The organism is Paenibacillus sp. PsM32 (genome assembly GCF_030433815.1).
In the GTDB taxonomy this organism is placed as follows: Bacteria; Bacillota; Bacilli; order Paenibacillales; family Paenibacillaceae; genus Saccharibacillus; species Saccharibacillus kyungheensis.
The window spans coordinates 20,502-36,796 of the sequence record NZ_JARUWY010000014.1; the positions used below are offsets into that span (position 1 = coordinate 20,502).

General features: G+C 41.0%; 15 protein-coding genes. All 15 read left to right on the top strand.

What is annotated here, in order from left to right:
* Window positions 1-15: 15 nt before the first annotated feature.
* The 15 genes from QCD85_RS20430 to recO all read left to right on the top strand — a co-directional run bounded on the left by QCD85_RS20430 (window position 16) and on the right by recO (window position 16,249).
* Window positions 16-1,191, top strand: coding sequence for an exonuclease SbcCD subunit D (locus QCD85_RS20430; protein ID WP_301263726.1), 1,176 nt, complete (start codon window positions 16-18; stop codon window positions 1,189-1,191).
* Window positions 1,188-4,616: an AAA family ATPase gene (locus QCD85_RS20435; RefSeq protein ID WP_301263727.1), complete on the top strand. Its 3,429-nt coding sequence runs from the start codon at window positions 1,188-1,190 to the stop codon at window positions 4,614-4,616. The genes QCD85_RS20430 and QCD85_RS20435 overlap by 4 nt, the downstream gene beginning before the upstream one ends.
* A 70-nt stretch (window positions 4,617-4,686) precedes the next feature.
* Window positions 4,687-5,058: a histidine triad nucleotide-binding protein gene (locus QCD85_RS20440; RefSeq protein WP_301263728.1), complete on the top strand. Its 372-nt coding sequence runs from the start codon at window positions 4,687-4,689 to the stop codon at window positions 5,056-5,058.
* Window positions 5,059-5,253: 195 nt separating this feature from the next.
* Window positions 5,254-5,427 carry a 30S ribosomal protein S21 gene (gene rpsU / locus QCD85_RS20445; protein WP_005547957.1) on the top strand — a complete coding sequence of 58 codons (174 nt, stop codon included), beginning with the start codon at window positions 5,254-5,256 and terminating at the stop codon, window positions 5,425-5,427.
* Between the two features lie 15 nt (window positions 5,428-5,442).
* A complete protein-coding gene (locus tag QCD85_RS20450) occupies window positions 5,443-5,886 on the top strand; it encodes a GatB/YqeY domain-containing protein (protein WP_274172236.1) in 444 nt (147 codons plus the stop codon).
* Between the two features lie 203 nt (window positions 5,887-6,089).
* The gene (locus QCD85_RS20455) at window positions 6,090-7,517 is read left to right on the top strand and encodes an NfeD family protein (protein ID WP_301263729.1); all 1,428 of its coding nucleotides are present in this window, start codon (window positions 6,090-6,092) and stop codon (window positions 7,515-7,517) included.
* Between the two features lie 245 nt (window positions 7,518-7,762).
* A complete protein-coding gene (gene floA / locus QCD85_RS20460) occupies window positions 7,763-8,764 on the top strand; it encodes a flotillin-like protein FloA (RefSeq protein WP_204823233.1) in 1,002 nt (333 codons plus the stop codon).
* Between the two features lie 16 nt (window positions 8,765-8,780).
* Window positions 8,781-9,359, top strand: coding sequence for a hypothetical protein (locus tag QCD85_RS20465; RefSeq protein ID WP_301263730.1), 579 nt, complete (start codon window positions 8,781-8,783; stop codon window positions 9,357-9,359).
* Window positions 9,360-9,586: 227 nt separating this feature from the next.
* The gene (locus QCD85_RS20470; protein WP_301263731.1) at window positions 9,587-10,558 is read left to right on the top strand and encodes a PhoH family protein; all 972 of its coding nucleotides are present in this window, start codon (window positions 9,587-9,589) and stop codon (window positions 10,556-10,558) included.
* 66 nt (window positions 10,559-10,624) lie between these two features.
* The gene (locus QCD85_RS20475) at window positions 10,625-12,871 is read left to right on the top strand and encodes an HD family phosphohydrolase (RefSeq protein WP_273613113.1); all 2,247 of its coding nucleotides are present in this window, start codon (window positions 10,625-10,627) and stop codon (window positions 12,869-12,871) included.
* Window positions 12,868-13,368 (top strand): rRNA maturation RNase YbeY, encoded by a 501-nt coding sequence (gene ybeY / locus QCD85_RS20480; RefSeq protein ID WP_204823237.1) that lies wholly within the window; start codon window positions 12,868-12,870, stop codon window positions 13,366-13,368. The genes QCD85_RS20475 and ybeY overlap by 4 nt, the downstream gene beginning before the upstream one ends.
* On the top strand, window positions 13,368-13,736 hold the full coding sequence (locus QCD85_RS20485; protein ID WP_301263732.1) for a diacylglycerol kinase family protein: 369 nt from the start codon (window positions 13,368-13,370) through the stop codon (window positions 13,734-13,736). Before ybeY ends, QCD85_RS20485 begins: the two co-directional genes overlap by 1 nt.
* A gap of 193 nt (window positions 13,737-13,929) precedes the next feature.
* Window positions 13,930-14,331, top strand: a complete 402-nt coding sequence (gene cdd, locus QCD85_RS20490; RefSeq protein WP_273613111.1) for a cytidine deaminase — start codon at window positions 13,930-13,932, stop codon at window positions 14,329-14,331.
* A gap of 108 nt (window positions 14,332-14,439) precedes the next feature.
* Window positions 14,440-15,342 carry a GTPase Era gene (era, locus tag QCD85_RS20495; RefSeq protein ID WP_204823240.1) on the top strand — a complete coding sequence of 301 codons (903 nt, stop codon included), beginning with the start codon at window positions 14,440-14,442 and terminating at the stop codon, window positions 15,340-15,342.
* A 133-nt stretch (window positions 15,343-15,475) separates the two neighbouring features.
* Window positions 15,476-16,249, top strand: coding sequence for a DNA repair protein RecO (recO, locus tag QCD85_RS20500; protein ID WP_273613110.1), 774 nt, complete (start codon window positions 15,476-15,478; stop codon window positions 16,247-16,249).
* Window positions 16,250-16,295: the final 46 nt, after the last annotated feature.

Below are 16,295 nucleotides of genomic sequence, written 5' to 3' on the forward strand. Positions count from 1 at the left end.
AAAAAGGAGAAAACTATGCGTATTTTACATACAGCAGACTGGCATTTTGGTCGTACGTTAGAAGGCAGAAGTCGCCTTGAAGAACAAATCGCTTTTGTCGATGAACTGGTTCAGATTGCAGATGATCAACAAGCAGATCTGATTCTGATGGCAGGCGACGTATATGATTCTGTTAATCCACCTGCTGCGGCAGAACAATTATTTTATGAAGCTGCTGCAAGATTGACTGCGAACGGTCGTCCGCTTGCAGTGATTGCAGGGAATCATGATCAACCTGATCGAATAGCTTCAGCCACTCCTTTAGTCAAAGGAAGAGGGATTTATTTACTGGGGACGCCTGCTGCAAGTGCATTAACGATTCCTGTCCCTAGAACATCAGAAACAGCGATTATAGCCGCATTGCCCTATCCATCTGAAGCTAGACTGAATGAACTATTAACAATAGAAAATGATGAAGATCTGATTCGTCGTGCATATAGTGAACGGGTAGGCATGTTAATGAGACAGTTAGCGACTGATTTCCGATCGGACACCGTTAATTTAGCTATGAGTCATATCTATGCGCTAGGCGGCGTAGAATCAGACTCTGAACGCCCTATTCAAGTAGGGGGCGCTTATACAGTAGATCCGTCTGCGCTCTACACAGGCGCTCAATATACAGCATTAGGTCATCTACACCGCGCTCAAGCTGTGAAAGGAGAAGGGATTATCCGCTATAGTGGTTCTCCGCTAGCGTATAGCTTTTCTGAAGCAGGGCAAGCCAAATCGGTCACGATGCTAGATGTAGCACCTGGAGGGGTTCCACAGATCGAAGAAATCTTTTTAACTTGTGGTCGTCCTCTAGTGCGCTGGAAAGCCAAAGGTGGTCTGACTGAAGTTCATCAATGGTTAGAAGAAGGTAGAGATCGTAATGCTTTTATCGATTTAGAAATTTCACTATTAGAAGCATTATCAATGTCGGATATTCAATCGATTCGCAAAGCCTACAGCGGTATTGTGAATATTCGACCTGTGTATCCTGAGACAGAAGCACAGCAGTCTTTTGCTGAACGCGCTCAATTGCCTGTGCATGAATTGTTCCGTAAATTTTATGAACGTCAGACAGGTGGAGCAACACCTGAAGATCGATTAGTGGAGTTGTTTTTGGAATTGATCGATGAAGACGAAGTCGGAGAGGAACAGCCATCATGAAGCCAATCACACTCAAATTATCCGGTTTACAAAGTTATCGTGAGCAACAAGAAATCGATTTTGAAGCACTATGTGAAACAGGGTTATTCGGTATTTTTGGACCTACAGGTAGCGGGAAATCGACAGTATTAGATGCGATTACACTTGCGTTATACGGGAAAGTAGAACGAGCTTACAACGGTACGCAGGGCATTATGAATCACTCTGAGGATTCATTATTTGTGTCTTTTTCATTTGAATTATTATCTGCTGAAGGTGCACAGCGATATCGAGTAGAGCGACGATTCAAACGTACAGGAGATCACACTGTTAGTAACGCTATGAGCCGATTTATTGAAATGCGTGAAGATGGTGATGTCGTAGTCGCAGACAAATTAGCAGATGTTACTCGTTGTGTAGAAGATTATATCGGGCTTAAAATGGATGATTTTACACGTGCCGTTGTCCTACCACAAGGTAAATTTGCTGAATTTTTATCACTCAAAGGCAGTGATCGCAGACAGATGTTACAGCGTCTTTTTCATCTGGAACGGTATGGCGATCGCTTAATGCAAAAGCTTAGTCAACGTGTCAAAGAAACAGACAACGTACTGGGCAAATTGTACGCTGAACAGACAGGGCTAGGCGAAGCATCAGCCGAAGCGCTACAGACAGCGATAGAACGGTTAGAAACGGCTATTCAAGAAGCAGAACAACGTCGTCAAGAACTGGCAGATATGACTGCTCGCACAGAACAATGGGGCAAGATTAGAGAATATCAGCAAGAACAAGCGCGATTACAACAACGATTAGATCAACTACAACAACATGAAGCAGATATTGTTAGTAAAGAACAGCAGATTGAACAAGCAATATCTGCTCAGAATTTATTACCGTTATTAGATACATGGCGTACCCATGAGACCAAAGCCATCCAAGAACAACAACGTGTAACTGTTCTGCAACAACAATTAGAGCAAGCCGATCGGGCTGTCTCGGTCGCTGCCGAGCATGAACAGCAGGCGAAGCAACAATTAACAGAGCAAGAGCCTTCATTGTTAAAGCGGATAGAGCAACTTCAACAAGCTTTACAATTGCAAAAAGAATGTGCTGCTTTAGAACAAGATCAACAGCAGATTCAGAATCAATTGGAAGCTACACAAAAACAACTGGAAGAAGCATCCTATCAAGTACAGCGTGAACAGATGTTGTTAGACAAAGCAAGACAACGTCAAGAAGAATTGAATAAACAGTTAAAAGCTTGTGAAGTGCGCAGTCAGGATCGACGTGAGTTGCAAGAAGCTCAACAACAGTTGTCTGCTCTAGATACAGCAAGAACTCGTCTACAAGAACAACAGACAGAATATGATGGATATCATCAGGCTGCCCAACAAGCCAATCAAGCATGGCAACAGATCACCGAGCAAGAAGCACAACGATCGGTGCAGGAACAGCAATTACAGCAACAGATTTTTGCGTTATATCAAGATCATCAGCAATTAGCAAATGATCTACAAATAACAGAACAATCGGTTGAACAACTGGAAGAACAACATGCACAACAAGCCAGAGAAGCAGAATCGCATCGATTAGCAATGATGTTAGCGGCAGAACTGCAAGAAGGAGAACCTTGCTCTGTCTGCGGATCTATTCATCATCCACAACCTGCTCATATCAGCAATCATATTTCTACTTCAGCAGATGAATCAGTTTCTACCATACAGGGATCTGAGAATATCGATCAACAGACTCAGACTTTAAAACAAATAAAGCAACATCTTCAAATGCAACAGCAACAGGTACGTGGTCGTCAAATTGAGTTAGATAGCAATATGCAAGAATGGGATTGGCAGTTAGATAATGCAGAGTCGGTATCTGTTCCAAACGATCAAGCCTCTGTTTTGTCTGAAATAGAGCTACAGGCACAATTTGCTAATTTGCAAGCTCAAAATCAGCATTTAGAGCAACAAACAAGAGCATTACAACAACAATTACGCCAATGGCGACAAGATGAACGAGAATGGTCAGGCCGTCGATTAACTGCTCAATCTGAGCAACAATCATCTGGACGACTGGTGGAGCAGTCCCATACTCGTTTACAAGCCGCTACGCAGTCGTTAGAGCAATTATTACAACAGTGGCAACAGAACTTACCACATTTAACAGAACAATCAGCACGTGAGCGATTTGCCGCTCTAGCGCAGATGGATGAACAAGCTGAGAAGATTCGTGAAGGATTAGAAAAAAGCGTTCCGTATATCGAAGAGCGAGAGCAAGCTATCAAAAATGGTCATGACCATATCAACACACTGGACAAACAGCGTATTCAAGATCAGACTCGTCAAGAAGGGAATCAACAGCTTTTACAAGAAAAGAAAAATCGCCTGACCGAGTGGATAGGAGATCAATCGGCTGAGCAGTTATTAACAGACACGCAACAGCAACATCAACAATTACGCCAGCAAGCAGAGCAGACGACAGACTTGTGGCGCACAACACTACAACATCAGCAGACAGCTACACATCAAGTAGAATTGGCTGTGCAATCGCTACAATCATTACAAGAACAAGTCAATCAACATGCTGAAAAGTGGCAACAAGCATTGCAAGCTTCTCCGTTTGATAATGAACAAAGTGTCAGCCAATCGCGAATGACCGAAGAGCAGATTCAAGCGGATCGACAGCAGATTCAATCTCATCGGGAACAACAGCATGAACTTTCTGTACATTTGCGCGAAGTAGAGCATAAATTAAATGGACAAAGTGTGAGTGAAGAAGAGTGGGCACAGATTCAGCAACAATATACAGCAGCTCGGCAAGCCGATGAGGCCGCCTTAGAGCAACGTGCCAAAGCAACTCGTGATCGTGAAGACCTTGAACAACGTCATGTACGCTGGCGTGAGTTAGAAAATCAACGAGTTACCTTAGCACAAGAAGCCAAGCATTTATCCAAATTACAAGCTAGTATGCGTGGTAATGCGTTTGTTGAATACATTGCAGAAGAACAATTAATGCAGGTCAGTCTAGCCGCTTCAGAGCGATTACGCTTTTTGACCAAGCAACGGTATTCTTTAGAAGTGGATTCTGGTGGAGGATTTGTGATCTGTGATAATGGTAATGGGGGAATTCGTCGCCCGGTGTCTTCATTGTCAGGTGGAGAAACATTTTTAACTTCGTTATCATTAGCATTAGCTTTATCGGCTCAGATTCAATTACGTGGACAGTATCCTCTTCAGTTCTTTTTCTTAGATGAAGGATTTGGTACACTTGATCCCGAACTTTTGGATACAGTAGTGACTTCACTGGAAAAACTTCATAATGATCAACTTTCTGTTGGGATCATCAGTCATGTTCCTGAATTACGAATGAGATTGCCTCGTAAATTAGTTATTGTCCCTGCGGAACAAGCAGGTAGTGGTTCTAAAGTGATGTTAGAACGTATGTAAAGTATTTAGATAGTCATACACGTACGTGGAAGCAAGATACACCAAAAAGGTTAGCGAAGGGAGTCTTATTATGATCGTCAAAGAAGATTGTTTATTTTGCAAAATAGTAGCAGGAACGATTCCATCTAAAAAAGTATATGAGGATGAGCAGATATTAGCATTTCACGATATTACACCTGCTGCTCCTGTGCATGTATTGCTTATTCCCAAAAAGCATATCGATTCGATGAATGAAGTGACTCAAGAAGATTTACAGGTCATCGGTCATATCCATGGAGTAGCCATAGAGTTAGCAAAAGAGCTAGGTGTAAATGCAAGTGGATATCGTCTAATCAACAACTGTGGCCCGGATAGCGGACAAGCAGTACAACATCTGCATTATCATTTGTTAGGTGGAGCGAATCTAGGTGCTTTAACAGGCATTTCCAACTCTCACGCATAAGCGAAAATAGCGTGTAAAAGAATAATAAAAAAAGATGTTCCAATACTCTATAAAACGGGTATATAATAGAACATTAAAAAATTGCAGGCAAAACTAGCCAATCATATTGACACTTCATTCAACTTTCACCTATAATGAAAGTTGATAAACCGTGTTATTGTTCTTGGACGGTCTGGTCGGAGGGAGGGAAAACTAGTGTCTGAAACGAAAGTTCGCAAAAACGAAACAATTGATGCAGCACTTCGTCGCTTCAAACGCTCCATCGCTAAAGATGGCGTTCTGGCTGAGGTGAAAAAACGCAAACATTATGAAAAGCCGAGCGTTAAGCGTAAGAAAAAATCTGAGGCTGCTCGTAAAAGAAAGTTTTAGGAGGATTTACCCGTCATGAATCTTAGCGAACGATTAAACGAAGATATGAAGCAAGCAATGAGAGACAAGGCGAAATTCAAATTGTCTACCATACGCATGGTTCGTTCAACGATTAAAAATCTCGAAATAGATTTGAAAAGAGACTTGGACGACAATGAAGTGCTTGATATTCTTAGTCGTGAGATCAAACAGCGCAAAGATGCCCTCCAAGAATTTGAAAAAGCAGGTCGTGATGACCTGACAAGCAACCTTAAAGCGGAGATTGAGATTATTTCCGAGTACCTTCCCACACAGCTGTCTGAAGAAGAAATTAAAGTTCTTGTAAAGCAGACCATCCAGGAAACCGGTGCTTCTTCAAAAGCCGATATGGGAAAACTGATGAGCGCCCTGATGCCTAAAGTAAAAGGTCGCGCAGACGGAAAAGTTGTGAATCAAACGGTTCAACAATTTCTGCAATAAACATATGTGAAAGCACCTCATTTTTTATAAGATGAGGTGCTTTTTTCTATACTTTTTTTCGGAGAAAGGAATATAATTGAAACGTAACCATTATAAATGCGTATTACGTATAGACTACCTTTTACTATGCTTATATGTATATTGTTTAATATTATGCTGTGATATTAAACAAACACATCTGAACGGAAAGGGGCTAAGATCGTATGAATCAATCGCTTGACCAAATGGTTCGTATCAAGCGTCGATTGACTCTGTTATTGTTGGGCTCACTTATGGCGATGTTGGTTGTAGCAGGAATTTATCCGCAAACTACGCAAGCCGCATCTGCACCAGCCACCAGTAATAATGATGGTTCAGTCTACGTGATTCCAATTGATCGTCAAATTGAAAGCGGATTACAAAAGTTTTTGGCGCGAGGATTTGAAGAAGCGAAGCAAGCGAAAGCATCGTGGATCGTGTTGGAAATGAATACGCCCGGTGGAGAACTACAAGCCGCGGGTGATATTGGAGCGATGGTACGTAATAGTGATGTTCCTGTAGCTGTTTTTGTACAAGACAAAGCCGCATCAGCAGGTAGTTATATTGCCTTAAATGCAGATAAGATTTTTATGCAACCTGGAAGTACCATTGGTGCAGCTGCTATCGTTGATGGTCAAGGCAACCCGATTGATAATCCCAAGCAGGTCGCTTATTGGAAAAGTGAAATGAGAGCTGCTGCTCAGCTTCATAATCGGAATGCAGATATCGCAGATGGGATGACAGATGTGAATATGGTAGTCCCAATGCCAGAGATTAACAAGACCAAAGAAAAAGGTCAGATTATTTCTCTTTCCAGTAATGAAGCGTTGAAAGTAGGATTTGCAGACGATATTTTGGCTTCTACCAATGCTGTTGTAGCTGAGTTGGGACATTCACCAGAAGACATCGTCCAAGTACAACCAAGCGCAGGCGAAAATATCGCACGTGTGCTAACTAACCCGATCGTAACAACACTGTTATTGTTTATCGGGATCGCTGGAATCGCAATAGAGATTATTATACCTGGATTCGGTATACCGGGTATTGTTGGAATTGTCGCATTTGCATTGTACTTCTTCGGTAGTTATGCCGCTGGATTTTCAGGTTCAACGACATGGTTACTCTTTTTAGGAGGACTTATTTTACTGGTACTCGAGTTGTTTATTCCAAGCTTTGGGATATTGGGTATTTTGGGTTCAGCCAGTCTGATAACAGGTGTAGTGAAAGCCGCATATGATACAAGCGATGCTTTATTATCTCTAGGTATCGCATTTGCTTCGGCTGCTGTAGTCGTAACACTGATCGCTATTTTGCTCAAAGAACGAGGCGTTTGGAATCGATTTATTCTCAAAGAACAATTGTCTTCAGAACAAAGCTTTATGTCTCGCTTAACCAGAGAACAATTTTTAGGCAAAGAAGGAACCAGTGTAACACCTCTTCGTCCATCAGGTACGGTTATGATCGAAGGCGAACGAATTGACGTAGTGACACAGGGGAATTTTATTGCAAATGATCGTCCGATTCGAGTGAAACAAGTCGATGGCAGTCGTATTATTGTGGAAGAAATTGTAGAAGAACCTTCTTCTTTAGATGCTCATCTGATCAAAGAATAATGGATACCAGTAGAATGAATAACGTTGGATAAAGTCAGGTATGGATGACTACCTCTGTAAATTATTCATACCTTGATAACGTACAAATGATATTGCTTCGTCTTCATTATGGATTCATATTCACATATGTAGACAAAAGGGGTCATGTTCGTTTACATATTTAGCAGTACATTTTCAAATGAATCCGATCGAACAGGCAATAAGTAAGCAGGTTGAACTATAAAAATTGGAGTGTGATGTGAATAATGAGTACAAGCGTATTGAGTATACTCTTTATCGTTGTGGTCGCTATTATTATTTTAAGTGTGTTTTTCAGTTTCTTCCCGGTTATGCTCTGGATCTCAGCAGTAGCTTCCGGTGTACGTGTAAGTATTATTACGCTTGTAGCGATGCGTCTACGTCGTGTAACCCCTTCACGTATTGTGAATCCACAGATCAAAGCGCACAAAGCAGGTCTTGGACTTGATATGAACCAATTGGAAAGTCATTATCTTGCAGGTGGTAATGTAGACCGTGTTGTAAATGCACTGATTGCGGCGCAACGTGCAGAGATTCCGTTGGAATTTGAACGTGCAGCAGCGATTGACCTTGCAGGTCGTGATGTATTACAAGCTGTACAAATGAGTGTTAACCCTAAAGTAATTGAAACGCCTGTCGTTGCTGCTATGGCACGTAACGGTATCGAAGTTAAAGTTAAAGCTCGTGTAACCGTACGTGCGAATATCGACCGCTTGGTCGGTGGTGCAGGTGAAGAGACGATCATTGCTCGTGTAGGTGAAGGTATTGTTACTACCGTAGGTTCTAGTGATTCTCACAAACAAGTACTAGAGAATCCAGATATGATCTCTCGTACGGTATTGCAAAAAGGTCTGGATGCAGGAACCGCTTTTGAAATTCTATCGATCGATATTGCGGATGTCGATGTAGGTAAAAATATCGGTGCTATGCTACAGACAGAACAAGCAGAAGCAGACAAACGTATCGCTCAAGCCAAAGCAGAAGAAAGACGCGCGATGGCTGTCGCTCAAGAACAAGAGATGAAAGCGCGCGTTGTTGAGATGAGAGCACGTGTAGTTCAATCCGAATCCGATGTACCACTGGCTATGGCAGAAGCTCTTCGTCAAGGTCAACTTGGAGTTATGGATTATATGAATTTCAAAAATATCGAAGCAGACACTCAAATGAGAGGTTCAATCGGTAAATCAGAAGATTCTGGCAGTAGCCCGGATAATAAGTCAAATAAATAAAGGTGTGCGATAATTAATGTTTGAATTCCTTATGGGTAATTTATATTTTGTCGCCATTATTGCGTTTGCTATCTTTTCTTTTGTCAGAACGCGTTCAGCTAAAAAGAAGTCAGGCGGGCAACCTTCAGGTATGCCAACGTTTGGCGGAAATGGTGATACCAAAAGAAAATGGTTTAATGAACCTGAGCGCACCTCGGCTGAACCGGAATCATTAGATGATGTACAGCGTCGATATCATGAAGCAGGGCAACGCTATGATGAGTTAGATACATCGGAGAATGCATCCGGCTATGAAGATTCAGCGACTAGATCAACTTTATCTTCACCAGAGCCTTATATACCGCAAAAAGCCATTTCCAATCAAAGTGAAGTAGAAAAACGTCTTGATGAAATGCACAGAGATATTCAAGCCCGTTCGATGCATTTGAATGCAGGCAGTAGAGTAAGAATCGAAGAATTGGATTCAGAGACTACTTCTAAAAATGCTATCGGCTCTGAAGAGCTTCGCAAAGGCGTGATTTGGGCAGAAATTCTAGGCGAGCCTCGTGCCAAACGTCCTTTTAATCATCGCAAATATGCAGTAGACAAAAAATAGTTAGCTATTAACCGATCTCTATAGTGGAGATCGGTTTCTTTTTAATCTGTAGTGATTTTGTTTCTATTTTGATTGATGTATGGTAATGATAAATAATGTGCAAAAAATTTTGCATGACAAACCATACAATGGTAAAGTTTAGGGTAAAGAGATTGTACCCAAGTTTTGTAGTATACGTGCACAAAAGCAGTTTTATATTATTTTATAAATGAGGAGATTGAGGCTATTTGTTAGAGCAAACGCAAAGCACCAGAATTCCCCTGCTAAATGCAGAAGAAGGATTGTCCCTGTTCGGACCACAGGACAGCTTCTTAAAATTAATTGAACGCGATACGGAAGCCAAAATTGGTAGCCGTGAAGCAGAGATTTCGATTCATGGTCCTGCACAAGCAGTAGAGCAAATGACTCAGCTTTTTGAAGTATTATTAGAACTGGTTCGTAAAGGATATGTACTTACAGAGCGTGATATTTTGTATGCAATAGAACTTGCCAAAGAGCTCAGAGCAGACCAACTGCTTGACTTATATAAAGGTGAAATTACTCAGACGTATCGTGGTAAACCGATTCGTGTCAAAACGATCGGTCAGAAGCACTATGTATCTACGATCAAAAAATTAGATATTGTTTTTGGGATTGGCCCCGCAGGTACAGGTAAAACGTATTTAGCAGTTGTACTCGCTGTGGCTGCGCTCAAAGAGGGCAAAGTCAAACGAATTATTTTGACTCGTCCAGCTGTTGAAGCAGGCGAAAGCTTAGGTTTTTTACCAGGTGATTTGCAGGAGAAAGTCGATCCATATTTGCGCCCGTTATATGATGCTCTTTACGACGTTATGGGGCCAGAACAGACCGCCAAAGCATTAGAGCGTGGCTTGATTGAAATCGCTCCGCTTGCTTATATGCGTGGACGTACATTGGATGATGCTTTTATTATTCTAGATGAAGCGCAAAATAGTACAGCAGAACAAATGAAAATGTTTTTAACTCGTTTAGGATTTGGTTCCAAAATGGTTATTACAGGCGACGTGACCCAGATCGATTTACCACGTGGTAAAAAGTCAGGGTTGGTAGAAGCTCGAATGATTTTGGATGGAATCAAAGAAATTGGATTTGTGATTTTTCAACAACAAGATGTAGTTCGTCATTCATTAGTACAAAAAATTATTGTCGCTTATGATAAAGCTTCAGAAAATCTGGAGTAGTCGGCGGTCAGCGGAGAAAACAGAAACCGCACATTTTGAATATTCAGAAGTGAGAGGGCTGTATGTATGACTTCCAAAAAACCGTCTACACGTAATTTACTTGATTCTATGATAGCGGGTTGGAAAAATAGCCGGATGACACGTTACGCTATGTTTGTACTGCTATTTGTAGTGCTTTACGTTAGTCTGGCGCCTAACCTGCTTCCACAGCGTTTTGATATTCAGGTCGGTACGGTTAGCGATAGTGATATTATCGCTCCGATGCAGATTCCGAATAACAAATCTACGCTCCAAGCGCAAGAAGCTGCTGCTGAACAAGTAGAATCCGTATACGCGATTGTATCTATGCGTAGAGAAACGGTTATTTCGCAAATGTTAGATCGAATTGAGTCTCTGAATCAAGATGATCAGATTACCAATGCAGATAAAGCACAGATTTATAGCGAAGAAATTCCGCAACGTGCGCAAAACTCTATCGCTAACTTTATTCGCAATAACCGTGAAGCAGGAAAATATTCAGACAAAATGTTAGATGAAATGCAAAAAACGATCGGTGAGCAAACGTACAGTATTCCTGAAGAAACGTTTCTCAAAATTCCACGTTTATCTACAGATGAAATACAAGATATGCGTCAAGTGGCAACATCGATTATGTCTCGGTTAATGAGCGATCAGATTACAGATGCACAGTCTGCACGTGCCAAAGTAGCTGAATTGGTTAGTACAAGCTCACTGAATAGCCGTACAGCTCGTGAGGTGGTACAGGAGCTTGTTCGAGCTACCTTAACCGCTAATAAGTTCTACGATGAAGAAGCGACCCGAGCGGCGAAAGTAGAAGCTCGTGAGAACACACCAACAGTTTATATTCAGCAAGGTGAAGTACTTGTTCCAAAAGGTGAGAAGATCACGCAGGAAATGTATACTTTATTGGATGAAAATGATCTGCTCAAAAACGATGTAAATTATTGGCCTCAACTGGGATTAGTGCTATTTGCCTTTTTGATCACTTTAGGGCTGTACATGTATCTGCGTCAGTCTATTCATCAAGGTAGAAGTTATAACAATTCGCAATTGTTGATGTTGATTGTTATTTTCGTTATCGGTGTGATCTGTCTCCATCTGGTGCGTATTTTGCAGATTGGTAATTCACCGTACTTTGGATTCCTTGTACCAGCAGCGATTGTGGTGATGCTGATTACATTGTTGCTTGATATTCAGCTTGCTTATATTTCATCGATTATTATGAGTATTTTGGCAAGTATTATTTTGAATATGAGTCAACATGAATTATTTGATTATCAGTTTGGCTTTTTCACACTGGTTGTTTCGTTTACAGCGATTCAATGTATTCATCGTGCCAGTCAGCGCTCGACTATTCTCAAAGCTGGAATTATGAGTTGTTTTTTTGGGGCGATTGCAGTGTTAACTTTAGTACTGCTCAATGATGGAGAATGGACACGTATGTCGATGATGTACGCTGTTGGTTTTGCTTGTATTGGGGGACTAATTACCACTGTACTGGTACTTGGATTAATGCCATTTTTTGAGACAACATTTGGAATTTTGTCTGCTCTCAAATTGGTAGAATTATCGAATCCTAACCATCCATTATTGCGTAAATTATTAATTGAGACCCCCGGAACTTATCACCATAGCGTAATGGTAGGTAATCTGTCTGAAGCCGCCGCTGAAGCGATTGGTGCAGATGGATTGTTATGTCGGGTAGGTTCGTATTATCATGATATTGGAAAGACCAAGCGTCCTGGGTATTTTATCGAAAATCAGAACAATATTGGCAATCCGCATGATAGTATAGATCCTAAGTTAAGTAAATCAATTATTATTGCACATGCTCGTGATGGCGTAGAAATGCAAAAAGAATATAAATTGCCCAAACCGATTCGTGATATTGCAGAACAGCATCATGGAACAACGTTTTTGCATTACTTTTATCACAAAGCTTTGAAGCTAGCGGAAGAGCAAGAGATCGAACCTGATTTCACCGAAAATGATTTCCGTTATCCAGGGCCCAAAGCTCAGACGAAAGAAGCTGCTGTGGTGGGTATTGCAGATAGTGTAGAAGCCGCTGTACGTTCACTTAGCAAGCCTACAGTAGAGCAAGTCGAGACGATGATTGAGAAAATTATCAAAGGTCGTGTCGATGATAATCAATTCAATGAATGTGATCTAACGATGAAAGAACTAGATGTGGTTGCCAGAACGCTTAAAGAAGCGGTCATGGGTATATTCCACTCTCGTATTGAATATCCGGAAGACATCAAGAAGCCGGATCAGAAGGAGAATAAAGCATGAGTTTACAGCTTGCATGGGAAAATGAACAAAATAAATATGAGATTACAGATGAGCTAATCACTACACTTGAACTGATTCTGCAAAAAGCAGGAGAACAAGAACAAGTGAATGATGGTGAAGTTGCTCTTACTTTTGTGGATGATGAAGCGATTCATGAGCTGAACAAAGAGTATCGTGGTATCGATCGTCCAACAGATGTGTTATCTTTTGCCATGCATGAATCGCTTGATGATGAATTAGATATTGTCTATGATCCTGCATTGACTGGACAAGACACACCACTTCCAGGCGATATGCTAGGCGATATTATTATTTCGGTTCCACGTGCGATTGCTCAGAGCGAAGATTACGGGCATTCGGTGGAACGAGAACTTGGTTTTTTGTTTGTCCATGGATTTCTGCATTTATTAGGTTATGATCATCAAGATGATGAGACCGAAGCAGAAATGATGGGTAAACAAGAAGCGGTATTACAACAAGCGGGATTGACACGCTGATGAAAAAAAGAACGTGGAGAGCCGTATTTTTTTCTGCGGCAGAAGGAATTGCAGACACTTTTCGGACAGAACGTAATTTTCGTATTCATGTATTGATTACATGTATTATCATTATCGCCGGAATCATCTGTCATGTATCTGCTGTAGATTGGATGCTGCTAACGCTAGCGATAGGTATGGTGCTCGGAGCGGAATTGATGAATACCGGTGTTGAAGCTGCTGTAGACCTAAGCTCTCCTGATTGGCATCCTTTTGCCAAAAAAGCAAAAGACGCCGCCGCAGGAGCCGTTCTTATTTCATCTATTGTTGCCATTGTTATTGGTATCATCGTGTTTGCAGAACCGATTGTATTGTGGTTTATAAAGTGAACGATTATACAAAGCACTAAAATCCCCTCTAATGACTTGAATGGGAGAGTCAGGAGGGGATTTTATCGTTTTTTACACAAAGAATAATAGAATGCGGTGTAGATTAGTGGGCGTAACCGTCTAAATCGTGTAATATATAAGAATAGGCAGTGTATGGAAACGATCAATACGATACATGTTCAGGGGGATTACAATGGAATCGTCACAATTATTACAAGAAGCTATTCTTGCTCGCGCTAAAGCATATGTACCTTACTCTAACTTTGCTGTCGGTGCAGCATTGCTTGATCGTAATGGACAAGTGCATCACGGTTGTAATATTGAAAATGCAGGGTATACTCCTTGTAATTGTGCAGAACGTACAGCAATGTTCAGTGCGATTGCTCAAGGACAACAACCTGGTTCTTTTCAAATGATGGCTGTAGTTGGAGATACCGATGAACCGATTGCTCCTTGTGGTGTGTGCCGTCAGGTGATGGTAGAATTGTGTCATCCTGATATGCCGATATTGCTGGGAAATATGAAGGGCGATACGCGGATGACCACTATTTCCGAGTTGTTGCCACATGCGTTTGGACCGTGGAATTTAAAATAAATAAGCGGAATCGTTGAGAACTTTATATACACAGACTTGTATGACCAACAGCATGACAAATATGAACAGGAGTTATACAGAATGGTAACTCTTGGAACGGAGAATGATATGTCGAAAAAGAATTTTAAATCAGGTTTTGTTGCGATTGTCGGCAGACCAAATGTAGGGAAATCCACGTTAATGAATCAGGTTATTGGACAAAAGATAGCGATTATGTCTGACAAACCACAGACTACACGTAACAAGATTCATGGCGTATTTACAAGAGACGATAAGCAAATCGTATTTTTGGATACACCAGGGGTGCATAAGCGTCAGTCTAAATTAGGTGACTTTATGAACCAGACGGCATTGAACACATTAAGTGAAGTCGAAGCTGTTCTTTTTCTAGTGGATGCAGCAGAAGGATTAGGTGGCGGAGATCGCTTTATTATTGAGCATCTCAAAAAAGTAAAAACACCTGTTTTTCTAGTAATCAACAAAATTGATCAGGTCGTTCCAGAGCAGTTGTTGCCGATTATAGACCAATATCGCAAACTGCATGAATTTGCTGAAATTATTCCGATCTCTGCTAAGCTCGGCAATAACGTAGACACATTGATGGAGCAAATTGGTAAGTATTTACCAGAAGGACCACAATACTATCCAGACGATCAAATCACAGATCATCCAGAGCAATTTGTATGTGCTGAATTGATTCGTGAGAAAATTCTAAATCAAACACGCGAAGAAATTCCTCACTCTATTGCTGTAACGATTGAAGCGATGAGTGTAGAACCTAACGGTGTAGTAAATATTTCAGCAGTGATCTTTGTCGAACGTGATTCTCAAAAAGGAATCGTTATCGGTAAACAGGGAGCATTATTGAAAGAAGTTGGTAGACAAGCACGTATGGATATTCAGAATTTGCTTGGTTCGAAGATTTTCTTAGAACTATGGGTAAAAGTGAAAAAAGATTGGCGTAATCAAGATAGCGTATTGAAAGATCTTGGTTTCCATCGTAATGCTTAATAAGCAAGTAAATATGTTTAATAAATAAAGATAACAGTAATTCAGATCAACGATAGCAGAGCATAGAAATTAATGCTCTGCTTCTTTTAAATTTGGAGTGGAATATATTCATAATCAGATAGGGAGATGAGACATGCTATACAGGGTGGAAGGGATTATCATCCGCAGCATGGATTATGGCGAAGGGAATAAAATTGTTACTTTGTGTACAGAGACACATGGCAAGATTGGTATTTTTGTACGGGGAGCCAAAAAGCCCAAAAGCCGTCATGGTGCAATGATACAACCGTTTACGTATGGTGAATATTCCTTTATTCGCAATGGAACAGGTCTGGGTACTCTGAATCAAGGTGAGATTATCGAATCCAATCATAAGTTACGTGAAGATGTATTTTTAGCAGCTTATGCGGCATATGGATGTGAGATGGTCGACAAAGCACTGCAAGAAAATGAAACAGGACGTTTTTGGTTTGATCAGCTCAAAGCATTTCTTTCTTTTCTAGGGGAAGGTAGAGATCCTGTTGTGCTAACGACTCTGTTTGAAATGAAAATTTTGCAAGCGACTGGGTATGCACCTCAAGTGGATGCTTGTATTTTTTCAGGCGAAACAGAAGGCAAGTTTTTTCTAAGTCCGGGCTTGGGCGGTATACTGTCAGAGCGTGAACGTCGTCAAGATCCAGCTGCGTTTGCTATCTCGCCAGGAACACTCAAATTACTGCGTTTATTTTCAAGATTAGATATTCGTCGTCTAGGCAATATTGATGTCAAAGATTCAACCAAAGCAGAATTGAAAAAGATTATGGATGCTTTTATGGAAGTCCAATTAGGGCTCAAATTAAAATCTCGTCGCTTTCTGGATCAATTGGATAAGTATGAAACTTCACTTCAAAACCATGTTGACGAATAGGGTAAAGTCAGATATGATCTAGGTTATAACTTGTGTCTTATCGACA